Origin of the sequence: Sodalis sp. C49 (assembly GCF_046352915.1) — a bacterium.
Lineage (GTDB): Bacteria > Pseudomonadota > Gammaproteobacteria > Enterobacterales > Enterobacteriaceae > Acerihabitans.
On the sequence record NZ_CP163303.1, the window covers coordinates 4,402,943 to 4,426,021 of the forward strand.

The window sequence follows — 23,079 nt, forward strand, 5'->3', positions numbered from 1 at the left end:
TGGGGCGCTCAGTCGAGGATAATATGCGGGTAAAAGCGCGACAGATCCTGGGTGATCAGTTCTTTATCTTCCCGGATGCCGATGCCGCAAGGCCTGTCGTTCACCAGCCAGCTGCCGATAACGGTATAGCTGTCGCCGAAGCGCGGCAACGGGCAAAACTGCTGCACGATGGTGCCTTCTTCGCCATAAGGCCCGTCCACGCGGGCGGTTTCCTTGCCGTTTTCGACGATGCGGATATTGGCGCCTTCGCGGGAAAACAGCGGCTTCACCACATAGTGATCCATCGGCGGCGGGTTGTCTTCGGCAAAATAGGCCGGCAGCAGGTTGGGATGCCCCGGGAACATTTCCCATAACATCGGCAGCAGCGCCTTGTTGGAGATAATGCTTTTCCAGGCCGGTTCCAGCCAGCGCACCCCCGCGTCCTCAAGCTTGGTGGAGAAAATCTCCCGCAGCATGAATTCCCACGGATAGAACTTAAACATATTGCCGATCACCCGGTTTTCAGTGTCGGTAAACTGGCCTCTTTCGCCCAGGCCGATTTCCTCGATAAACAGAAAATCATTGGGTAATTCCGCCTCCAGCGCGCAGTCCTGCAGGTACTGCACCGTGCCGCGATCCTCGGTGGTATCCTGGCAGCAGGCAAAATGCAGCAAGCTGAAACCATGCTGCTCCTTGAGCTCCCGGAAGCGTTCGATCAGCTTTTCCTGCAGGCTGTTATATTGGTCGGCCCCGGCCGGCAGCTGGCCGGACTTGATCTGATCCTCAAGCCAAATCCACTGGAAAAAAGCGGCTTCATACAGGGACGAGGGGGTATCGGCGTTATTTTCCAGCAGTTTTGGCGGCTGCCGGCCGTCATAGACTAAATCCAGACGGGAGTAGAGCGAGGGCTGTTGGGTATGCCAGGCGTTGCGCACAAATTGCCAGGTATGCTTGGGGATGCGGAATTTGGCCAGCAGCGCGTCGCTGTCCACCACTTTCGCCACGACTTTCAGGCACATCTGATGCAGCTCGGCGGTCACATCCTCCAGCGTTTCTATCTGCGCCAGCGTAAATTGGTAATACGCATCCTCGCACCAGTAGGGCTCGCCGTACATGGTATGGAACTCAAAACCATATTCGGCGGCTTTTTCGCGCCAGTCCGGGCGTTCGTTCAGGGTAACTCGTTTCATGTCCCGCTTAGCCGCCAATGCTCATGCTGCGACGTGGCGCGGTGCTGCTGCGACGTGGCGCGGTGCTGCTGCTGCGCTGCATGGTGGCGTTCTGTTTCGCCACCGTTTCGCCGAAGCCGCCGCGCGTGACGGTATTGGTGGTCGGCGTCTTGGGCGCCATGGCGGTTTTCGGCACATTCATGCTGCGCCCGGTAGTGGCGGGGCCGTAGTTACGGCCGGTGGCGTCGACAAACTTGCCGTTCGCCGGGCTGTTGGGCGCGCGCGACGTGAACAGCGGCTGCTGCGCATAACCGCCGCCGCCCATCATGCGGCCCATCATATAGCCGGCCATCAGGGGCATCCAGAAACTGCCGCTTTGCTGCGATTCGGCGGCCACGCCGGCCTGGGCGGGGGCCTGGGTACATTGCCCTTCGCCGAATTCGGCGACGCAGTCTTCGCGCGAGGCGTATTTGGGCGCGGTTTTCACCGCCTCTTTCTGCGCGTTGTTAAACGCGGTGGTGCACTGCTCGCTCATGGACGGATTGGCGCGGGTACAGTCATCGCTGTTTTGATACAGCGACACGTTCTCGTCGCTTTTCTCGCAGCCGGCCAGCATAAACACCGCGCCGACCGCCAGCGCGACCGGCGCCATGCGGCAGGCACGCCATTGCTTGCGGAAACTGGCGTGGTTAATGTCTTTTGTCCGTTTCATTATTTTCCTGCTTTATTAACGATTTAACATTCCCGGAGATACGCTCTAAGAATAGGGTAAAAATGCCTAAATAAGAAGCATCGGCGGCGACTGCGGAAACATCTTTACATAGTTATACATAAAGGTGGGATCGCGGCGGAAAGGCGGGATGTCGCCGGAGGGGCCAGGCGGGCGGGCTGCCCGCCTGGAAAACGCTTAATGCCTGAAGGGATTGCGGCCGGTGGCGGAGCTGGAATTAACCGGCGCGGTGGCGCTGACCGTCGCGGCCTGGGAGCGTGTCGCCTGCTCCTGGCTTTGGTTGGCGCGCGGCGCGTTGGCAGTCTGGCTCGGGCTGACGCCTTCGGCCTTGGCGACCTGGGACGGATTTTCCGGCGCCACCTGTTCGGGACTGGTGGCAATCTGCTGGCCGAGGGAAGCGTTAAGCGCCTGGATATCGCCTTCATTCAGGGTGCCGAGGGCCTGTTTCAGGTTCAGCTGATTGATGACATAGGTATAACGCGCATCCGACAGCTGCCGCTTGGCGTTATAGAGCGTGGTGGTGGCGTCCAGCACGTCGACGATGGTGCGGGTGCCCACTTCATAACCGGCTTCGGACGCGTCCAGGGAGCTTTGCGCCGAAATGACCGCCTGTTCATAAGCGTCGATGGAGCTGACGGAGGCGGAAATATTATTAAAGGAAGAACGTACGGTCTGCACCGCGCTGCGATGCGCGCTTTCCAACTGTTCGCTGGCGCTGACGAAACTGTACTGCGCCTGTTTTACCTGCGAGGTCACCGAACCGCCGGAGTAAATCGGCACGTTCAGGCTCAGGCCGATAGAGTTCTGGCCGACACGCCGGTTTGCGTAAGTCGGATCATTATTTGTCCTGGATCCGTTATAATCGGTATTGGTCACCGACGACTCGGCATTCAGGCTCAGGGTCGGGTAATGGCCGGTTTCGTAATAACGGATATTCTCGCGCGCCACATCCTGCGACAGGCGGGCGCTTAACAGGTTCAGGTTACGTGTTTCCGCCTGTTTCAGCAGGCCGGCGATGGGCTGGGGACGTTCAGCCTTGAAGCGCTGCACGTTAAGCGAGGCCAGCTGCGGATAAAAGTTGCCGCTTATCTGGCGCAGGCTTTCCAGCGCGTTGTCCAGCGTGTTGCGGGCGGTGACCTCGTCGGCCAGCACCTGGTCATACTGGGCGCGGGCGTTCTGCACATCGGTAATCGCCACCAGGCCGACGTTAAAACGCTGGGTGGTTTGATCCAGTTCGCGGTAAATCGACTGTTTCTGCGCCTCGGTATAAGACAGCGCGTCAATGGCGCTTAATACGTTAAAATAGGCGGTGGCGGTATTCAGGATTAAGGTCTGCTGGGCGGCCTGGTAAGAGACGTCCTGGACGCCGGCGGTTTTTTCCTGAATGGTCAGCGCGCGCCATTTCGACATATCGAAGATGGTCTGGGTCAGCTGCAGCGACCCGCTGGCAACGCCGGAATTGATGTCTTTGCTATCACGGGCGCCTTGACTATACGTATAATCCGCCCCCAGCCCGAGCTGTGGCAACAACGGACTGCGCGCTTCGTTGATTTTTTCAAATGCCGCGTCGCGATCGGCCGCGGATTGCCGCAGATCCGGGTTGGACAACCGCGCCTGCTGATATACCTGTAGCAGATTTTCTGCCTGACTTAACGCACTGAAGCCGCCGAGGCCGAGTCCGATAAGAAGGGGGAGCAGTTTCTTCATTTGCATTCCTTTTGATACAGCAAAATTGCTATGGTAGCGCTGGCGATAATGAGCCATGAAATAGTGCACGATTCTACCAGAGTCCGCCAGAAGTAGGTGGTGGCTTAATGTGCCATCTTGAATCTGTGGGATAAAATTTATCACAATCCACCTAATTAGCGAGAAAAGTGATTGCCTGACGCCGTCGCTACTGACAAATCATCCCAAAAGGAGTCGTTTCCATGGTTTCGTCCACACCCTCACCGGTAACATTTGGTAAAAATGATGTAGAAATTATTGCACGCGAAACGCTTTACCGTGGATTTTTTTCCCTGGAGTTGTATCGGTTCCGCCATCGCCTGTTTAACGGCGAGATGAGCGGCGAGGTGCGGCGGGAAATTTTAGAGCGCGGACATGCCGTGGTATTGTTACCCTATGATCCGGTGCGAGATGAAGTTGTATTGTTGGAACAAATTCGTATTGCCTCTTATGATAGCAGTCCGACCCCCTGGCTGTTGGAGCTGGTAGCCGGTATGATCGAGCCTGGCGAATCGCACGAACAGGTGGCGCGGCGGGAGTCCATTGAGGAGGCGGGGCTGGACATCGGCCGTTGCAAACTGCTGCTAAGCTATCTGGCAAGTCCGGGCGGCACCAGCGAACGCTTGACGATTATGGCCGGCGAGGTGGACGCGCAGCTGGCCGAAGGTATCCACGGATTGGTGGAAGAAAACGAAGATATCCGTCTTCACGTGGTCAGCCGGGAGCAGGCTTACCGTTGGGTTGAGGAAGGGATTATCGATAACGCGGCCTCCGTCATTGCCCTGCAATGGCTGGCACTACACCATGAATCCTTACGAAAAGAGTGGGCCGATTAATGATCAAGCGCTACACCCCTGATTTTCCTGAAATGATGCGCCTGTGCGAGACCAATTTCGCCCAGCTGCGCCGGCTGTTGCCGCGCACCAACGAGGTGGGGGACGCCATAACCTATCAGGTCAACGGCGCCAGCTATCGCCTGACCATACTGGAGGCGACGCGTTACACCACCCTGGTGCAGATACTCCAGACCGAACCGCTGGTCAGCTACTGGAGCCTGCCGTCCATGAGCGTGCGGCTGTACCGGGACGCCATGGTTGCGGAAGTGTGTTCCAGTCAGCAGATCTATCGTTTCAAGGCAAGGTATGATTACCCTAATAAAAAGTTACACCAACGTGACGAAAAACATCAAATCAACCAATTCCTTGCGGATTGGCTACGCTATTGTTTAGCGTATGGGGCGATGGCGGTTCCCGTTTGTTAGGCAGATTTCAATAACCAAGGATACCCTTTGGAAAGCCTGTTGACACTTCCTGTGGCGAATGGGGCCATTATCAGGATTTTACAGATCACAGACACTCATTTGTTCGCCGGTGAGGATGAGGCGCTGCTCGGGGTGAATACCTACCGTAGCTATTGCGCGGTATTGGACGCGGTTGAAGCTGAACGTCATCATTACGATTTGGTGGTCGCGACAGGTGATTTGGCCCAGGACCATTCCCTTGAGGCCTACCAGCACTTCGCCAGGGGCATTACGCGGTTGCCCGCGCCCTGCGTCTGGTTACCAGGCAATCATGATTACCAGCCGGCAATGGTCAAGGCCTTGGCGGACGGCGGAATATCGCCGTCGAAACATGTGCTGCTCGGCGATCAATGGCAACTGGTGCTGCTTGACAGCCAGGTGTTCGGCGTACCGCACGGCGAACTGAGCGATTATCAGCTTGAATGGCTGGAAAAGGCCCTGGACTCGCAGCCCGAGCGCTATACGCTGCTGCTGCTGCATCACCATCCGTTCGCGTCCGGCTGCATCTGGCTTGACCAGCATAGCCTGCGCAACGCGCATATGCTGGCGGCGACGCTGGCCAGGTTTCCCAGGGTAACCACGCTGCTGTGCGGCCATATACACCAGGAACTGGATGTCGACTGGCAGGGCCGGCGCGTTTTGGCCTCGCCGTCCACCTGCGTGCAGTTCAAACCGCACTGCACCAATTTTACAATCGATTCCGTCGGGCCCGGCTGGCGTTATCTCGATTTGCAACCTGACGGCACGTTGTCGACCGAGGTCCATCGGTTATCCGGCGACGAGTATCTGCCCGACACGGATTCGGAAGGCTATTGATGGCGGTCCTGCTTTATCTCCATGGTTTCAACAGTTCCCCCGCCTCGGCCAAGGCCACGTCTTTCAAGGCCTGGCTCGCCCGGCATCATCCCGATATCGAGATGATCGTCCCGCAGTTGCCGGTGTATCCCGCCGACGCGGCCGACATGATCGAGTCGCTGGTCCTTGACCGGGCCGGCGAACCGCTGGGCATTGTCGGGTCGTCCCTGGGCGGTTATTATGCCACCTGGCTGTCCCAATCCTTTATGCTGCCCGCCGTGGTGGTTAACCCCGCGGTGCGGCCGTTCGAGCTGCTGGCGGAGTTCCTGGGCAAGAATGAGAATCCCTACACCGGCCAACATTATGTGCTAGAGTCTCGCCATGTCTACGACCTGAAGCTGATGCATGTCGACAGGCTGGAATCGCCGGACCTTATCTGGTTGCTGCAGCAAACAGGCGACGAGATCCTTGATTACCGGCAGGCGCAGGAGTATTACACCCACTGCCGCCAGACCGTGGAATCGGGCGGGAATCACGCCTTTGTCGGGTTCGAGCATTTTTTCTCTCCCATAATTGATTTCCTGGGGCTGAATAAAGTCTGAATCGCCGCCGTTTGAGCCGCGCGAATAACGCTTCCCGAGGGGGTGTCCTTTGCGGTAGGCTCTCCAACAATTTGTCACGAAATATACTTTAAGCCATGACTCAATCAAGCTATAACGCCGATGCGATAGAAGTATTAAGCGGACTGGAGCCGGTACGTCGTCGTCCCGGCATGTACACGGACACCACCCGGCCCAACCATCTGGGCCAGGAGGTCATCGACAATAGCGTCGACGAAGCGCTGGCGGGCCATGCCCGGCGTATCGACGTGGTGTTATATGCCGATCAATCCCTGGAAGTGACCGACGACGGCCGCGGCATGCCGGTGGATATCCATACCGAGGAGGGGGTGCCGGCGGTCGAGCTGATTATGTGCCGCCTGCATGCGGGCGGTAAATTCTCCAACAAAAGCTACCAGTTCTCCGGCGGCCTGCACGGTGTGGGTATTTCAGTGGTCAATGCCCTGTCTACCCGGGTGGATGTGACGGTGCGCCGCGACGGCAACATCTACGCCATCGCGTTCGAAAACGGCGATAAGGTCGAGGATCTGTCGGTCATCGGCACCTGCGGCAAACGCAACACCGGCACCAGCGTGCATTTCTGGCCCGATCCGCAGTTCTTCGACAGCCCGCGTTTTTCAGCCTCCCGGCTGGCCCATTTGCTCAAAGCGAAGGCGGTGCTTTGTCCCGGCGTGGAAATAGTCTTTACCGATCAGGTGAATAACACCGAGCACCGCTGGTGCTACGCCTCCGGCCTGACCGACTATCTTAACCAGGCGATCAACGGGCTGATTACCCTGCCCGAGGCGCCGTTTACCGGCGCCTTTGCCAGCGATACCGAAACCGTCGACTGGGCCCTGCTCTGGCTGCCCGAGGGCGGCGAGCTGCTGACCGAAAGCTATGTTAACCTTATCCCCACCCCCCAGGGCGGCACCCATGTCAACGGGCTGCGCCAGGGCCTCCTGGACGCCATGCGCGAGTTTTGCGAATACCGCAATATCCTGCCGCGCGGCGTTAAGCTGTCGGCGGAAGATATCTGGGAGCGCTGCGCCTATGTGCTGTCGGTGAAAATGCAGGATCCGCAGTTTGCCGGCCAGACCAAGGAGCGTTTGTCTTCCCGCCAGTGCGCCGCGTTTGTCTCCGGCGTGGTGAAGGATGCCTTCAGCCTGTGGCTGAATCAAAATACCCAGGTAGCCGAACAGCTGGCGGAACTGGCGGTGGCCAGCGCCCAGCGGCGTTTGCGCGCCTCGAAAAAAGTGGTGCGCAAGAAGTTGACCAGCGGCCCGGCGCTGCCGGGGAAACTGGCGGATTGCACCGCGCAGGATCTGGCGCGCACCGAGCTGTTCCTGGTGGAAGGGGACTCCGCCGGCGGGTCGGCCAAGCAGGCGCGCGATCGGGAATACCAGGCGATCATGCCGCTGAAGGGCAAGATCCTCAACACCTGGGAAGTCTCCTCGGATGAAGTGCTGGCGTCGCAGGAAGTGCATGATATTTCGGTGGCGATCGGCATTGATCCGGACAGCGATGATTTAAGCCAGCTGCGCTACGGCAAGATTTGCATCCTGGCCGATGCCGACTCCGACGGCCTGCATATCGCCACCCTGCTGTGCGCGCTGTTTGTGCGCCATTTCCGCGCGGTGGTGAAGGAAGGCCATGTGTATGTCGCCATGCCGCCGTTGTACCGTATCGATCTGGGCAAGGAAGTGTTTTATGCCCTGGACGAAGGCGAAAAAGCCGGCGTGCTCGAGCAACTGAAACGCAAAAAAGGCACCCCGAACGTGCAGCGCTTTAAAGGGCTGGGGGAAATGAACCCGCTGCAGCTGCGCGAGACCACGCTCGATCCCAACACCCGCCGCCTGGTGCAGCTCACCATCAACGACGAGGATATGCAGCAGACGCTGGCGATGATGGATATGCTGCTGGCGAAAAAACGCTCGGAAGACCGGCGCAACTGGCTGCAGGAAAAAGGCGACGAGGCCGAGATCGAGGTATAGTCCCCTTACGGCAGGGACGCCTGCCGGCGCAAGGCGGCCAGCCGTGCTGGCTGCGCGGATAGCCGCCTGAAACCTCTTGGGCTAACTGGCGGACGCCGCATCCCACAAGGTCATAATCTGGGCAATCGCCCCTTCGATATCGCTCAGGGGTATGCCGTCGCGCGCCAGCGTGGATATCCCCAGCAGGAAGCTGTCAAAAATAACCACCAGGGCCTGCGTACCGGCCTCTTCCCGCAGTTCTCCTGAGCTGATAGCTCTGTTAACACAGTTTCTCAATCCGGTGCGTGTGCGGTTGCGGGAATCGGCAAGCGGTTTGAGCACCGGGTTGTACTCGGGGGAGCCGGCAGACATGACGCCGAGCGCCACCATGCACCCTTTGGGATGCCCGGGTTCGCACTGCATGCGGGCGGAATCCGACAACGCCCGCTCAATGGCCTGGCGAGGCGGCAGTGCCGGATCCCAAAGCGGCTCGGTGACGCGCCCGTGCGTGGCCAGGTAACAGGCCACCGCTTCACGAAAAAGCCCTTCTTTTGAACCAAAGGCGGCATAAAAACTGGGTGCGGTGATGCCGCGGCCGATAGCCGCTTTCAGTTGCGTCAATGACGTTGATTCATAACCATATTCCCAGAACAGATGCATTGCCTGGCGCACGGCTTCGTCGCGATCAAACTGTCTGGGTCGTCCGGTTCGCATGATCTCTCTCCTGCTTCAATAATTTTATACTAATTGATACATAATTGTTTGACAACCTATTCGTTTCACGATATTTGTACTAATCGATATATAAATAAGCCCAAGAGTATACGCGATGAAATCTCAGCCTTCTCCCTCCCGGCGCCAAGACTACCGGCAGCAAAATGAAAGCCTGCCGGTACTCGCGCTGCTGGCCCTCGCCATGACGGGGTTTATATGCATTATGACCGAAACCGTTCCCGCTGGCTTATTACCCGAAATCAGCGCCGGCCTGGGGATCTCGATGTCGCTGGCGGGCCAAATGGTGACCGTATATGCCGCCGGTTCACTGATTGCGGCCATTCCATTGACGCTCGCGACACGCACATGGCCTCGCCGGCACGTGTTGCTGGTAACGATCGCCGGTTTTCTGGCGTTCAATACGCTGACGGCGATGTCGTCCAGCATGATGCTTACGCTGGCGGCGCGCTTTCTGGCGGGGGCTTGCGCCGGTCTCGCCTGGAGCCTGCTGGCCGGCTACGCCCGCCGGATGGTACAGCCGGCATTACAGGGCCGGGCAATGGCCCTGGCGATGGTGGGAACCCCTATTGCGCTTTCCCTTGGCGTGCCGCTGGGTACCTGGCTGGGGAGTGTGCTGGGCTGGCGCCTGACTTTCGCCGTGATGTCCGGCCTGTCCGTCATCCTCATCGTTTGGGTTCTTGCCGCCGTGCCGAACTATCCGGGACAGTCGGATCCGCAACGGATGCAGCTGAAAAAAGTCCTTTTCACGCCGGGCGTAAAACCCGTACTGGCGGTGGTATTACTCTGGATGCTGGCTCATAACATGCTGTATACGTACGTTGCCCCGTTTATCGGTCCGGCCGGTCTGGCCGGCAGCGTCGATCGGGTATTGCTGGCTTTCGGCCTGGCCGCGCTCGGGGGCATCTCCATTACGGGACGCGTTGTCGAACAACATCTGCGCCGGGCGGTGCTGATCTCGTTATCCGTGTTTGCGCTGATATCACTCCTCTTTGGCCTTAATGCCGCCTCACCCCTGATGATCTATGCCGGTGTCGCCGTTTGGGGACTGACGTTCGGCGGCGCCGCCACACTGCTCCAGACCGCGCTGGCCGACGCGGCCGGGGCGGGCGCGGACGTTGCGCTGTCAATGAACGTCGTGGTTTGGAACAGCGCCATTGCCCTTGGCGGGCTTTTCGGCGGACTGCTGCTTGACCATGGGGGCGTACGGTCATTCCCCTGGGTTCTGCTGGCCCTTTTACTGGCAGGCCTTGCCGTCGCCTCCCGCGCCTCCCGGCATGGATTTCCCGCCGGCAGCCGGCAGGACCGCGCCTTGGTTACCGATTAGAAAAATTTGCCGTTGCACGCTGCGGGTTGAACCGCCGGCCAGCGACGCGCGGCAGTACGGCATGGGAGCCCAGGGCGCTTGCGGCTGCCCTCACTGGTGGATTTACCCATTCTTATGTGACGGCAGAGGCCTCGGCCTTCGCCGCCGCCAGTCCGCCGACGGCCGATTTCCTCAATGCCGCCGTCGCTGCGCCAAACCACTGATACAGGGGAACAACAATGGACATTGGATTAATCGGATTAGGCGCAATGGGGAGCGCGATGGCATTGAAACTGGTTGCGGCCGGCCATAGGGTAACAGCCTGGAATCGCTCAGGCAGCCATCTCGAAGGGGTGGACATCATGGCGACGCCGGTTGAGGTATTGCAATCAGAGGTGGTGCTGACGATGCTGTCCGACGATGACGCCATTCGCAGCGTGCTGGTGGATACAAATGCGTTTGCGCATGCAAGACCCGGGCTGGTGCACGTGGTGGCGTCGACTATTTCGGTGGCGTTTGCGCAGGAGTTGGTGACGTATCATCAGCAGGCGGGGATTGCCTATGTGGCCGCGCCGGTATTGGGTCGCCCGGACGTCGCCGCCAAAGGCGAGCTCAATATCCTGGTCGCCGGCGCAGCGGCGGCAATCGACGCCGTTCGGCCGCTGTTGGCGGTTATCGGCAAGCGCGTCTGGGAAATGGGCGAACAGCCGCCCACCGCGCATGCCGCCAAGATTGCCTGCAATATGATGATCACCATGGCGATTGAGGCGATGGCGGAGGCGGTGGTGCTCACCGAGGCTAACGGCCTGGCGCGCGATCGCTTTTTCGAGCTGATCCTCGGCACCCTGTTTGGCAGCCGTTCCTACCAGCTGTACGCGGCCAATATCGCGCAAGAACGTTACGAGCCCGGCTTCAAGGCTTCACTCGGCCTTAAAGATTTGCGCCTGGCCCGGGAGGCGGCCGAACAGCTGGGGCGGCAACTCCCCATGCTTGCCGCCATTCATCGGCAGATGGGCGATGCCGTGGCCGCAGGCCATGGGGGGCGGGATTGGTCGGTGGTGGCGGATTTCACCATCAACAGACAAAGGGATGAACCTGACTTTCCCCGGTAGTCCTTGTTGTATACCCTGGGGAAAGAGTCTGCTCACGCCATGTTGCCGTTGCATTACCCCGATGTTACTATTTAGCTATCAAGACATGCGGATGGTTAAACGGCTAAAAATCACGTTGACCCTTATCGCCCGCGGCAGGAGAACGGACAGGTATGGCAGAGAATCAGCAGTTGGCCGCATTGGTGGACGCGTGCCATTGGATCGGCGCCAAAGGATGGAGCCCGGCTACCGGCGGCAATATGTCGGTGCGCGCGCAGGCGGGGCAGTGCCTTATCAGCGAATCCGGCAAGGATAAGGGACGGCTGCGCGCGCAGGATTTCCTGCCGGTGGATATCGCCACCAACCAGGTGCTGGACGCGCGCATACCCTCCGCCGAGACCGGGTTGCACACCCTGGTGTACCGTTGTTTTCCGGCGGCCGGGGCCATTTTGCATACCCATTCGGTGAATGCCACCGTGCTGTCGCGCCTTGAGGCCGGCCAGGCGCTGCTGCTAACGGGCTACGAGATGCAAAAATCCCTCGACGGCGTCGCCAGCCACCTGGAACAGGTGGCCGTGCCGATTTTCGATAACGATCAGGATATCCCGGCGCTGGCGGCCCGGGTGGCGGCCCATCACGAGGCTACCCCGTTGCGCCACGGCTTTCTGGTGCGCGGCCACGGCCTCTACTGCTGGGGGCGCGATGTCTTCGAGGCGCGGCGCCATCTGGAAGGGCTGGAGTTCTTGTTCCAGTGCGAGCTGCTGCGCCGCCAGCTGGAGGCAAAATGATCAGGGCCATCGTCACCGATATCGAAGGCACCACCAGCGATATCCGTTTTGTCCATCAGGTGCTGTTTCCCTACGCGCGCGAACGGCTGGCGGGCTATGTGCGCCGGCATGCCGCCGGGAAAGACGTGGCGCGGGCATTGGCGGCATTACGGCGGGAAATCAACCGGCCCGAGGCCGATACCGAGGCGCTTATCGCCACGCTGTTCGGTTTTATGGATGAAGACCGCAAGTCCACCGCCCTGAAAACCCTACAGGGCATGATCTGGCGCGAGGGCTACCAGGAGGGCGATTTTCTCGGCCACCTTTATCCCGATGTGGCGCCCAGACTGGCCGAATGGCGGCGGCAGGGGCTGGGGCTGTATGTGTACTCCTCCGGTTCGGTGGAGGCCCAGCAATTACTGTTCGGCCACAGCGAGGCCGGGGACCTGCGCCCGCTGTTCGATGGCTATTTTGATACCCGCATCGGCGCCAAACGGGAGACGGCGTCCTATCGCGCCATTTCCCGCGAGCTGCGGCTGCCGCCCGGCGAGCTGCTGTTCCTGTCCGATATCGGGCAAGAGCTGGCGGCGGCGCGCGCGGCGGGCTGGCGGGTGTGCCAGCTGGTGCGCGACGAGGCGGATCCGCAGCAGCATTACCCCCAGGTTAACCGGTTTGACCAGATTGACTTACAGGAGATCGCCCAATGAGCGCGTTAACGATTTTCAGCGATACCCATGCCGGCCAGCCGGTGTGGCAAAGCCGCGACGCCGAGGCCATCCGCCGGCAGCTTAACGACATCGGCGTTCGTTTTGAGCGCTGGCAGGCCGACCGTGAACTGGAGCGGGATCCGGCTCCGGCGGCGGTGATCGCCGCCTATCAGCCGGCCATCGACCGGCTGGTGGCGGAGAAAGGCTATCAGAGCTGGGATGTGATCAGCATGCGCGCCGATCATCCGGAGCGCGAGCAGCTGCGGGCAAAATTCCTGGCGGAACACACCCACGGCGAAGACGAGGTGCGCTTTTTTGTCGAGGGCGCCGGTTTGTTTTGCCTGCATCTGCATGGAAAAATCTGGCAGATCCTGTGTGAGAAGAACGATCTTATCTCGGTGCCCGCCGGCACGCCCCATTGGTTTGATATGGGAAGCGCCCCGCATTTCACCGCCATCCGGGTTTTTGACAACCCGGAAGGATGGGTGGCCAGGTTTACCGGCGATGCCATCGCCGACCGTTATCCGCGCCTGGAGAGATAAGCGGCCGCATCAATGCCCGGCATCCGGTCGGGGCATCCCGCGCCGGATGCCGCTATGGCCGCCCGGTTGATTACCGGCCGGCGTGAGCGATGGCGTTCCGGTAGACGGCGGCTTCGCGCCGGTGCTAGCACGCCAGCGGGCGGCGGAAGATGCCTGCCTGCGCCTGCCCGGGCGTCACCACGCCGGTATCCAGCACCCAGGCGCTGATAAGCGCGGCGGGAGTGACATCAAACGCCGGATTATAGACATCGGCGTTTTGCGGTGCCCATTGGCAACTGCCGAAGCTGCCGGCTACCCCGGTGACCTCGCTTGCCGCCCGCTGCTCAATGGGAATGGCGTCCCCGTCGGGGCACGCGGGATCGTGGGTAGTGTGAGGCGCGGCGACATAAAAGGGGATGTCGTGGAAGCGCGCCAGCACCGCCAGGCTATAAGTGCCGATTTTATTGGCCACGTCGCCGTTGGCGGCAATCCGGTCCGCGCCGACCCAAACGGCGTCCACTTCCCGCCGCGCCATCAGGCCGGCGGCCATGGCGTCGCAAATCAGCGTATAGGGTATGGCCTGTTCTCCCAGCTCCCAGGCGGTCAGGCGCGCGCCCTGCAGCAGCGGACGGGTTTCATCCACCCAGACCTTTTGTACCTTGCCCTGCGCGGCGGCCACGCTTATCACGCCAAGGGCGGTGCCGATGCCGGCGGTGGCCAGGCCGCCGGTATTGCAATGGGTCAGCAGGCGGCTGCCGGGGCGCACCAGCGCCGCGCCGTGGCCGGCAATGGCCGCGCACAGCGAGCGGTCCTCTTCCACCAGGCGCAACGCCTCCGCCGCCATGGCGGCGGCATAAGCCTCCTGCTCCAGCGCCAGACGCATTCGCGCCAGATTATTCATCAGGTTAACCGCCGTGGGCCGCGCCGCGCCTAAAGCGGCAAGGGATTGCGCCAGCTGCGGGCGCGCCATGCCGCTTTCCGCCAGCAGCGCCAGCAGCAGGCTGGCGGACAGGCCGATCAGCGGCGCGCCGCGTACCCGGAGCGTGCGGATATGATCGATAAGATCCGCCGCGGTATCGGTGGCGCACCAGTTTTGCCGCTGCGGCAGCGCCTGCTGGTCCAGAATCCACAAACGGCCGTCGCGCACGCGCATGCTGGCGGTGTTAAGATTTTGCATCGATCGTTAAGACCCTTTTAGGTTATTGCAACTTAATGGCTATTCTGCCAACATGACGGGAAGATGTATAGACGTCTACATGCTTTTACGCCTTTACGGCCTTAATTCCCTTTGTATGAGGTGCGCCTTGTCTGTTTACCATACCCTCACCGCCGCCGACGCCGTGGATTATGCCCGCCATTATGCCGGCGTGGATCAACCGGATGCCCTGGTGGCCGCCGAAGAGGTCGGGGACGGCAACCTGAACCTGGTATTTAAAATCCTGGACAGCCAGGGCGTCAGCCGGGTCATCGTCAAGCAGGCGCTGCCTTATGTGCGCTGCGTCGGCGAATCATGGCCGCTGACGCTCGATCGCGCCAGGATCGAAGCGGAAACCCTGCTCATCCACGGGGCGTTCTGCCCGCGGCACACGGTGCGCATCCTGCACCACGACGCGGACCTGGCGGTGATGATTCAGGAAGATCTCTCCGACCATAGCATCTGGCGCCGTGAACTGATCAACGGCGCTGTTTATCCCCAGGCCGCCGGCCAGCTGGGCGAATATCTGGCGCAGGCGCTATTCCATACCTCGGATTTTTACCAGCGTCCCCAGCACAAAAAAGCGGAGGTCAGCCGTTTCACTAATCCGGAGATGTGCCAGATCACCGAAGATCTGTTTTTTACCGATCCTTATATCACCCATGAGCGCAATGCATTCCCGCCGTCGCTTACGGACGAGGTGGCGGCGATACAGGGCGACAGCGCGCTGAAGGCGGCGGTGGCGGGTTTAAAGCATCGCTTCCTCAGCCAGGCACAGGCGTTGCTGCACGGCGATGTCCACAGCGGGTCGATCTTTGTCGCCGCAGGCCGGCTAAAAGTAATAGACGCCGAGTTCGGCTATTACGGCCCGATGGGGTTTGATCTCGGCACCGCCATGGGCAACCTGCTGCTCAATTACTGCGGCCTGCCGGGGCTGCTGGCCCTGCGCGAGGCGGCGGACGCCCGCGAGCAGCGCCTTAGGGACGTGCGCGCGCTGTGGCAGGCGTTCGCCGAAGGGTTCCTGGGTCTGGCTGTTGAAAAAAGCCGGGATATCATGCTGGCCGAGCCCGGCTATGCGCGGCGGTTCCTGCAGCAGGTCTGGACGGATGCGGTGGGATATTGCGGCACCGAGCTAATCCGGCGCACTATCGGTTTTGCCCATGTCGCGGATTTGGATACCATCACCGACGAAGCAATGCGCCATCAATGCCAGCGCCAGGCGCTGAGCCTGGGCAAAACGCTGATTCTGGCGGCGGCGCATATTCCCGATGTCGACGCGCTGCTGGCCCGCATCAGGCAGAACGGCTGAGCCGCCGGACCGGGCCGCCGCAATGATGCGTATTTTTTCTTGCGGGTGGCCTGCATTCCTGTTTTCTTCTTCTATACTGATATAACGATTTCATCGACTTAAGCGCTAAACGATGACAACCCAAACGAGAAGGAAAAGGGAATGAAAATTTTTCTGTGGATTATTGCGATTATCTTTATTGTTGGTCTGTTAACCCTCACCGGCGTGTTCAAATTAATCTTCTGAGTTTTTTCCCGCTATTGCTGTGCGGCGTTCGCGGACCCAGCCCGCGAACGCCCGCTGGTACTTTATCCTCAGCCCAAATATTCGATAATCGACAGCCCGGCGTTGTAATCCGTGGCGTAGATAATGCCCTGGGCATCCACAAAGACATCGCAGGACTGTATGACCTTCGGCCTGCCGGGGCGTTTATCCATTAGCGTCGCCGGCGGCGCGGGCACCAGCGCGCCGGTTTCCCGCGGATGATAGGGATCGCTGATATCATAGGCGCGTATCCCGGCATTCTGGTAAGTGGCGAAAATCAGCGTCGAGCTGATAAAACTGCCCGGACGGTTTTCATGCAGGTTATGCGGACCGAAATGCGCGCCTTTACGCACGTAATCCGCTTCGTTTGGCTGCGGGAAGGTGGCGATGCTCACCGGGTTCGCCGGCGCGCGGATATCAAAGACCCAAATCAGTTTCTCGCCGTCTTCCTGGTTATCCAGCACCGCTTCGTCCAGCACGATCAGCAGATCCCGGTCCGGCAGGGGCAGGGCGGTATGGGTGCCGCCGCCAAACGGCGGACTCCAGTTGCGGTGGCTTATCAATGCCGGTCGCGTGCGATCGCTGACATCCAGCAGTGTCAGGCCGCCGTCGCGCCAGCTGCCGTAGGCGGTATCGCCGCTGACAATGGCATGGTGCAGCGCATAGCGTTTGCCCTGTGGCCAATCCGGCTGTTCGCCGCCGGCGGTGTGCATGCCCGGCAGCCAGTATTTTCCCGCTACCGCGGGACGGGCGGGATCGGCCAAATCGATGGTCAGGAAAATATAATCGCTGTAGCCGTCCAACAGGGCCGACACATACGCCCAGCGCCCGCCCGCATACCAGATGCGGTGAATGCCGATGCCGTCCAGGGATAAAAAGCTGATTTCCCGCGGCCTGTCGGGAACGCTGATATCAAAAATGCGTAAACCGGCGCTCCAGTCGCGATCCGCCGGGCCTTGGCTCACGGTATCGTTGACCTGGCGGGTGTAATAGACTTTTTCATCGGCAAAACGCGCGTCGGCAAACAAATCGCGCGCATTAATCACCAGCAGCAGGTCGTCATGGGCCTGCAAATGCACGTTCCAGGTACCGGGCGGCGCGGCGATAAAACCGGCGGGTTTCGGATGCTTGACATCGCGCACATCCACAATGGATACGCCTTGCGACACCATATGCCCAATGTAGGCGTAGCCCCGGTGCACCATGACCTGCACGCCGTCGGGTCTACCCCCTTGGTCGCTATGGCTGAGCAGCCGCATATTGCGGCTGTATTCCGGGACGGGGAGTTGCTTATCTGCCATCGGTATGCCCTTATTTTTTGGCGTGAACGGCTTCAAGGGTGGCAAACCAGGGCGCGACAAAGTCGTCCGCCCGGCCCCAGCCCGGGATAATGGTCGCCAGCGACGCCATATTCACCGTCCCCGGCTGGCTGGCCAGCAGCGCCTGGGGGATAACGGCGGCGCGGAATTCATAGGTCGCGGGCGTCGGCGCGCCGGCTATTTTATTGGCCACCAGGCGCAGGTTGATTTTGCCGATAAGCTTTGGATCCACCGCCACGCTGACCTTCCAGGGGCTGTCCGATTCACGCATCAATTGCAGATCCTGGTTGGAAATGTCGATGCTGTACAGCTTGATTTCGGTTCGGCCGTTTTCCTTGAGCGCCTTATAGGCTCCCTGGCTAAAGGCGTCCCAGGTGCCCCAGATAGCGTCGATTTTACCTTTGGGATATTTGGCCAGCACCGCGCCGACCTTATTGGCGGTATCGCCCTGCACATCCGACGACACCGCGCCGATGGATTCCAGCTCATGAATGCCGGGATTGTCCTGCAGCAGGGCTTTATAGGCCGCCTGGCGCCGCTCCATGGGCGGGAAGCCGGCCACCCATAATTTAATGATATTGGCCTTGCCGTTGAAGTCCTTGATCAACTGCCCGAAGGATTCCCTGGTCAGGGATGCGTCATCCTGCTGGGTGACGGTTACGCCCGGCACCACGTCGTTAACCGCCGTATCGAATACCGACACCGCTATACCGCTGGCGGTGATGCGTTTGACCAGCTCGGTGGAATAAGGATCCCGTCCCTGGGACAGGATAATGCCGTCGTATTTCTGGGTAATGGCCTGGTTAACAAAATCCTGGAACCGGGCATCGTCGCCGTTGCTTAAAAAGGTACTGACCTTAAAACCCAGCTTTTTCCCCTCCTCGATGACCCCCGAGACAAACTGTGTAGTATTGTCATCCGATCCCAGGTTGCGGATGACCGCGATGCGGATGGGACCGTTATGCTGGGCGATGGCGGCGGGCACGGGCGCGGGCGCGGCGGCGAAGGCTGGCAGGCCTGCCAGCAGGCCCAGCGCCAGCAGCGGGGAGAATAATTTTTTCATCAACGGCTCCATGAGGGTAAATAGGATAAGCGTGGGCGCCGGGGCATAAGATAGAAGCCTGTATGTCTGGATGTCTATTCGGCCCGGCATTGCATCATAGCCAGCGCGCGCGTAATAAGAAATGTTTTCCGTTATGACTTTTTGGCAGATGTTATGCCATTTCGTGTGTTTGGGGATGATTGGCGTGCGGTGGGCCACCCAGGGGATAAAAACGCGGCGTATCATCGGACTACGCCGCGCAGAAGTGATGCCGGTCAGGCGTTCGCCGCCGCCTGCTGCCGGCGGTGCTGTTTTTCACCGAACATGGTCAGCGCCAGCAACAGCACGGCCAGGACGCAGCCGCCGATCATTATCATAAATCCGCCGTCCCAGCCGAAATAGTCCACCGTATAGCCGACCACGGAGCTGGCCGCCACCGAGCCGCCAAGATAGCCGAACAGGCCGGTAAAACCGGCGGCGGTGCCGGCGGCTTTTTTCGGCGCCAGCTCCAGGGCGTGCAGCCCTATCAGCATCACCGGACCGTAAATCAGGAAGCCAATCATCAGCATGCACAGCATATCCACGCCGGGATTGCCCACCGGATTAAGCCAGTACACTACCGTTGCGAGCGTGACCAGCACCATGAAAAACATCCCGGTGGCGCCGCGATTGCCCCTGAAAACTTTATCGGACATCCAGCCGCACAGCAGCGTGCCGGGAATACCGGCATATTCATAACAGAAATAGGTCCAGGAGGATTTATCCAGCGTGAAGTGCTTTACCTCCTTAAGGTAGGTCGGCGACCAGTCGAGAATGCCGTAGCGCAGCAGGTAAATAAACACGTTGGCCAGGGCGATATACCACAGCAGCTTATTGGGGAAGACATATTTTTGCAGGATCTGCCGTGTGGTCAGCTCCTGTTCGGCGGCGTGTTTATCATATTCCGGCGGGTAGTCGTTTTTGTATTCCTCTATCGGCGGCAGCCCGCAGGACTGGGGCGTGTCGCGCATCAGCGCGTAGGCGACCACCGCCACGACGATGGCGGCCACGGCCGGCATATACAGGGCGCTGTGCCAGTCGTTAAACCAAATCATGCCCAGCAGCAGCAGCAGCGGCGGAATGCCGCCGCCCACGTTGTGGGCGCAATTCCATACCGAGACGATGGTCCCGCGCTCCTTATGGGACCACCAATGCACCATGACGCGCCCGCACGGGGGCCAGCCCATGCCCTGGAACCAGCCGCAGGCAAACAGCAGCGCGAACATAATGGCGATGCTGGAGGTCGCCCAGGGCACGAGCCCCATAAACAGCATCACCGCGGCGGCCAGTAACAGCCCGGCCGGCAGGAATACCCGGGGATTGGACCGATCCGACACCGAACCCATGACGAATTTGGATATGCCGTAGGCAATGGAAATGGCTGAGAAGGCAACGCCCAGGTCGCCATGGCTATAGCCTTGCTCAACCAGGTAAGGCATCGCCAGCGCAAAATTTTTACGCACCAAATAATACGCGGCGTAGCCGAAAAAAATACCTAAAAACAGCTGCCGGCGCAGGCGGCGGTAAAGGGGATCAACCCGTTGATCGGGTACGCGGGGCTGATGGGCGGCGGGTTTGAACAAACGTAGCATTTCGTCTCCGGTGATGTTGAAAAAATGACCTGCCTATACTTTTATTCAGGCAACCGAAGTATGGCCGGAGCGGCGGGGCAAAGTCGCGCATGGGCCACGTATTACGCGACCCGCGTCGGGAGGGATATTCCGTTTTTGATAGAATGCTGCGGGAATCTGATAGAAACACTTACATTAATAGGGTTATGCCGCCGGTCTGCCCGGCGCGCGACGGCAACACCACCTTGCGTCAGCGGCGCTGGATATAGGTGATGGCCAGCGCCGCGGCCAGCACCAGGCCCTTGATGATATCCATCGCATAGTAGGGTACCGACATCATGACCAGGCCGTTTTGCAATACGCCCAGGATCACCGCGCCCACCAGCGTGCCCAAGGCGTTGGGTTTGCCGGATCCCGCCAGGGAAAAGCCAATATACGCCGCGGCCACCGCGTCCATCAGGTAGCCGCCTCCGGCGTTCACCTGGGAAGACCCGATGCGCGAGGCCAGTAAAATGCCGCCCAGCGCGGCAAGCCACGATGAGATAACGTAGGCGAGGATGCGGTAACGCGCGGTACGGATGCCGGCCAGCCGCGCCGCTTCCGGATTGCCGCCGATGGCGTACATCCGGCGCCCGTGCTTGGTCAGGGATAAACCGAGCTGCACCACCACCGTGACCGCCAGCATGATAATCACGATGACCGGCACCTGGCCCAGGGTGGAAAACACCGCCGGAATCTCGCCTTCCGCCATATCGCCCCCCGGCAGCACCATATTTTGCGTGATGGAGCCGCCGAAGCTGTAGGTCATCGCGACGCCCTGCACCACAAACAGCGATCCCAGGGTCGCCAGCATATCGGGGATTTTCAGCACCACGATCAGAAAGGCGTTGAACAGTCCCACCAGCGTACAGGCGGCCAGGGTCAGCACTATCGCCTGCGTGGTCTCCAGGCCATGCCAGACAAACATCGACATCACCAGCGCGTTGGCAAGCGACGCGGTCGACCCCACCGACAGGTCGAAACCGCCCACCGCCAGCGACAGGGAGACGCCGATGGCAATCACGGTGACAATGGCGATGGAGCGCAGGATATTGACGATATTATTGGGATCGAGAAAGTTATCCGAGGCCAGGCCGAACAGCGCCACCAGCGCCACTACCGTCAGCAGCATCCCCCAACGGTATAAAAATTCAAACAAACGGTGGCGCCAGGGTAGCGCGCCAGCCTTTACGAACAGGTTGTTGCTCACGGGAGCGTACCTCCGGTTGAATATAACAACAGGGTTTCCTCATCCGTGGCGCGCGCGTCCAGCTGCGCCACGATACGGCCGTCCCACATCACGCAAATCCGATCGCACAGGCCCAGCAGCTCGGAAAACTCGCCCGAGGCATAGATAATGCCCTTGCCCTGGCGCGCCAGGCCGTCAATCAGCACAAACAGATCCTGCCTGGCCTTGATATCCACGCCTTTGGTCGGTTCGTCGAAGATCAGCACCTCGGCGTGGCCGCGCAGCCATTTGCCGATGGCCACTTTTTGCTGGTTGCCGCCCGACAGGCGCAGCAATTGTTGATCCAGTCCGCTGGCGCGAATGCCCAGGCGATCCACCACCTGCTGCGCGAAGCGCCGCGCCCGGCCGGCGCTGAACCAGCCCCAGCGGGTAAACGTATCATCTGCGCAGACGCTCAGATTCATGGGGATATTTTCGTGGATAAAGATGCCCTCTTTGCGCCGTTCCTCCGGCACCAGGGCTAGCCCCCGCCTTACCGCGTCATAAGGCGTCGTCGGGCGCCAGGGTTTACCGTTCAGTTCGCCGTAGGCGACGCCGGCGGCCGAGGCGCCGAACAACGCCTTGCACAGCTCGGTTTTACCGGCGCCGGCCAGGCCGGCTATCCCCAGGATTTCACCCCGGCGAAGCGAAAGGGAAATATCGCGCAGCAGGCTTTCATCGTGCAGTCCCTCCACCCGCAGCAGGATCGGGCTGGCGGCGGACGGACGCGGCGGCGGGAAAATAGCGTCCAGGGGATGGCCGAGCATTTTTTCAATGATATGCGCGCTGGTCAAACCGGCCATGGGGCCGTCGCCGACCCGCCTGCCGTCGCGCAGCACCGTTAACCTATCGCAGATTTGCGCCAGTTCGTGGATGCGGTGGGAAATAAACACCACGCCGATGCCTTCCGCCTGCAAACGTCGGGTCACCGCAAACAGCCGCTCGCTTTCGGCAAGATCGAGCGGCGCGGTGGGCTCGTCGAGGATCAGGAAACGGCAGCGGTGGGACAACGCCCGCGCCAGCAGGATGTGCTGTTTTTCCGCCAGCGTGCAACGGCCGACGGGCAGGCGCACGTCAAGATTGACCTCCAGCTGCGTGAGCAGCGCCTGCGCCTGCCGGTAGAGCCGGGGCCAGTGGCACAGCTGGCCGCGTTCCGCCAGCCTGTCCAGCATGATATTTTCCCCCACCGTCAGCGTCGGCACCAGCGCCACATCCACTTCCTGCTGCACCAGATGGATCCCCTGCAGCTTGGCCTGGCGCGGCGAGCGCAGATCCACCGGTTCGCCGTCTATCAGGATCTCGCCCTGGTAATGGGCGTGGGTGCCGGACAGGATGGCCATCAGTGTGGATTTGCCGGCGCCGTTAGCGCCGATCAACGCGTGCACCGAGCCGCCTTCTAGGGTGAAGTCGACCTGGTCCAATGCCCTGAAACCGGCGAAGGCAATGGAAATATGACGCATTTCCAGGCGGGACGTCTCTTTGGGCCTGGGTGTAGACATGAGCACGGGGATTTTTTCCGACACGCCATAAAGGACCGTTATTCCATAATGACGGAATATTTCATCAACAGGGGTGTTTTGGCAATAACGGAAAAAGCATAAGCTACATAAAAACGGTCTTGATCTTTATCCCTGCCGACGCGCTGACGCCCTTGAATCCCCCATGGGCGGGGCAGAGGGCAAACATTGATGGACCGGCGA

21 protein-coding genes are annotated in these 23,079 nt (G+C 60.2%); 11 read left to right on the forward strand and 10 right to left on the reverse strand.

Translation table 11 applies throughout. The features are described 5' to 3' along the window. Positions 1–8: 8 nt before the first annotated feature. From ABUK12_RS19900 to tolC, 3 genes are all read right to left on the reverse strand, one after another. Positions 9–1,169 (reverse strand): glutathionylspermidine synthase family protein, encoded by a 1,161-nt coding sequence (locus ABUK12_RS19900; protein ID WP_410013430.1) that lies wholly within the window; start codon positions 1,167–1,169, stop codon positions 9–11. A gap of 7 nt (positions 1,170–1,176) precedes the next feature. After that, complete coding sequence (locus tag ABUK12_RS19905; protein ID WP_410013431.1) at positions 1,177–1,860, reverse strand: DUF1190 family protein; 684 nt, start codon at positions 1,858–1,860, stop codon at positions 1,177–1,179. A gap of 195 nt (positions 1,861–2,055) precedes the next feature. Further along, positions 2,056–3,585 (reverse strand): outer membrane channel protein TolC, encoded by a 1,530-nt coding sequence (gene tolC, locus ABUK12_RS19910; protein ID WP_410013432.1) that lies wholly within the window; start codon positions 3,583–3,585, stop codon positions 2,056–2,058. A 221-nt stretch (positions 3,586–3,806) separates the two neighbouring features. Between tolC and nudF the strand changes: the two genes are divergently transcribed. The 5 genes from nudF (at position 3,807) to parE (ending at position 8,291) form a co-directional block, all read left to right on the forward strand. Beyond that, positions 3,807–4,439 (forward strand): ADP-ribose diphosphatase, encoded by a 633-nt coding sequence (gene nudF / locus ABUK12_RS19915; RefSeq protein WP_410013433.1) that lies wholly within the window; start codon positions 3,807–3,809, stop codon positions 4,437–4,439. Next, positions 4,439–4,864, forward strand: coding sequence for a DUF1249 family protein (locus ABUK12_RS19920; protein WP_410013434.1), 426 nt, complete (start codon positions 4,439–4,441; stop codon positions 4,862–4,864). The genes nudF and ABUK12_RS19920 overlap by 1 nt, the downstream gene beginning before the upstream one ends. A 27-nt stretch (positions 4,865–4,891) precedes the next feature. After that, positions 4,892–5,719, forward strand: coding sequence for a 3',5'-cyclic-AMP phosphodiesterase (cpdA, locus tag ABUK12_RS19925; protein ID WP_410013435.1), 828 nt, complete (start codon positions 4,892–4,894; stop codon positions 5,717–5,719). Then, positions 5,719–6,300, forward strand: a complete 582-nt coding sequence (gene yqiA / locus ABUK12_RS19930) for an esterase YqiA (protein WP_410013436.1) — start codon at positions 5,719–5,721, stop codon at positions 6,298–6,300. Before cpdA ends, yqiA begins: the two co-directional genes overlap by 1 nt. A gap of 95 nt (positions 6,301–6,395) precedes the next feature. Next, positions 6,396–8,291 (forward strand): DNA topoisomerase IV subunit B, encoded by a 1,896-nt coding sequence (parE, locus tag ABUK12_RS19935; RefSeq protein WP_410013437.1) that lies wholly within the window; start codon positions 6,396–6,398, stop codon positions 8,289–8,291. A gap of 81 nt (positions 8,292–8,372) precedes the next feature. Here parE and ABUK12_RS19940 read toward each other — a convergent pair whose 3' ends face one another. Then, positions 8,373–8,987, reverse strand: coding sequence for a TetR/AcrR family transcriptional regulator (locus ABUK12_RS19940; RefSeq protein ID WP_410016724.1), 615 nt, complete (start codon positions 8,985–8,987; stop codon positions 8,373–8,375). 112 nt (positions 8,988–9,099) lie between these two features. Here ABUK12_RS19940 and ABUK12_RS19945 point away from each other — a divergent pair, with 112 nt between their 5' ends. The 5 genes from ABUK12_RS19945 (at position 9,100) to ABUK12_RS19965 (ending at position 13,415) form a co-directional block, all read left to right on the forward strand. Then, on the forward strand, positions 9,100–10,329 hold the full coding sequence (locus ABUK12_RS19945; RefSeq protein WP_410013438.1) for an MFS transporter: 1,230 nt from the start codon (positions 9,100–9,102) through the stop codon (positions 10,327–10,329). A gap of 218 nt (positions 10,330–10,547) precedes the next feature. After that, positions 10,548–11,420: an NAD(P)-dependent oxidoreductase gene (locus tag ABUK12_RS19950; protein WP_410013439.1), complete on the forward strand. Its 873-nt coding sequence runs from the start codon at positions 10,548–10,550 to the stop codon at positions 11,418–11,420. 152 nt (positions 11,421–11,572) lie between these two features. After that, complete coding sequence (locus tag ABUK12_RS19955) at positions 11,573–12,187, forward strand: methylthioribulose 1-phosphate dehydratase (RefSeq protein WP_410013440.1); 615 nt, start codon at positions 11,573–11,575, stop codon at positions 12,185–12,187. Next, positions 12,184–12,873: an acireductone synthase gene (gene mtnC / locus ABUK12_RS19960; protein WP_410013441.1), complete on the forward strand. Its 690-nt coding sequence runs from the start codon at positions 12,184–12,186 to the stop codon at positions 12,871–12,873. The genes ABUK12_RS19955 and mtnC overlap by 4 nt, the downstream gene beginning before the upstream one ends. Then, a complete protein-coding gene (locus ABUK12_RS19965; protein WP_410013442.1) occupies positions 12,870–13,415 on the forward strand; it encodes a 1,2-dihydroxy-3-keto-5-methylthiopentene dioxygenase in 546 nt (181 codons plus the stop codon). The genes mtnC and ABUK12_RS19965 overlap by 4 nt, the downstream gene beginning before the upstream one ends. A 124-nt stretch (positions 13,416–13,539) precedes the next feature. On the opposite strand, the gene mtnA is transcribed toward ABUK12_RS19965, so the two are convergent. Further along, positions 13,540–14,571 carry an S-methyl-5-thioribose-1-phosphate isomerase gene (mtnA, locus tag ABUK12_RS19970; RefSeq protein WP_410013443.1) on the reverse strand — a complete coding sequence of 344 codons (1,032 nt, stop codon included), beginning with the start codon at positions 14,569–14,571 and terminating at the stop codon, positions 13,540–13,542. A gap of 127 nt (positions 14,572–14,698) precedes the next feature. On the opposite strand from mtnA, the gene mtnK reads away from it, so the two are divergent. Next, positions 14,699–15,898, forward strand: coding sequence for an S-methyl-5-thioribose kinase (gene mtnK / locus ABUK12_RS19975; protein WP_410013444.1), 1,200 nt, complete (start codon positions 14,699–14,701; stop codon positions 15,896–15,898). A gap of 293 nt (positions 15,899–16,191) precedes the next feature. On the opposite strand, the gene ABUK12_RS19980 is transcribed toward mtnK, so the two are convergent. The 5 genes from ABUK12_RS19980 to ABUK12_RS20000 all read right to left on the reverse strand — a co-directional run bounded on the left by ABUK12_RS19980 (position 16,192) and on the right by ABUK12_RS20000 (position 22,878). Continuing rightward, positions 16,192–17,442 (reverse strand): LVIVD repeat-containing protein, encoded by a 1,251-nt coding sequence (locus tag ABUK12_RS19980; RefSeq protein ID WP_410013445.1) that lies wholly within the window; start codon positions 17,440–17,442, stop codon positions 16,192–16,194. Between the two features lie 10 nt (positions 17,443–17,452). Further along, positions 17,453–18,523, reverse strand: coding sequence for a sugar ABC transporter substrate-binding protein (locus ABUK12_RS19985; protein WP_410013446.1), 1,071 nt, complete (start codon positions 18,521–18,523; stop codon positions 17,453–17,455). Between the two features lie 254 nt (positions 18,524–18,777). Next, a complete protein-coding gene (gene glpT, locus ABUK12_RS19990) occupies positions 18,778–20,133 on the reverse strand; it encodes a glycerol-3-phosphate transporter (protein ID WP_410013447.1) in 1,356 nt (451 codons plus the stop codon). A 229-nt stretch (positions 20,134–20,362) separates the two neighbouring features. Next, on the reverse strand, positions 20,363–21,349 hold the full coding sequence (locus tag ABUK12_RS19995) for an ABC transporter permease (protein ID WP_410016725.1): 987 nt from the start codon (positions 21,347–21,349) through the stop codon (positions 20,363–20,365). A gap of 8 nt (positions 21,350–21,357) precedes the next feature. Then, positions 21,358–22,878 carry a sugar ABC transporter ATP-binding protein gene (locus ABUK12_RS20000; RefSeq protein WP_410013448.1) on the reverse strand — a complete coding sequence of 507 codons (1,521 nt, stop codon included), beginning with the start codon at positions 22,876–22,878 and terminating at the stop codon, positions 21,358–21,360. Between the last annotated feature and the right edge of the window lie 201 nt (positions 22,879–23,079).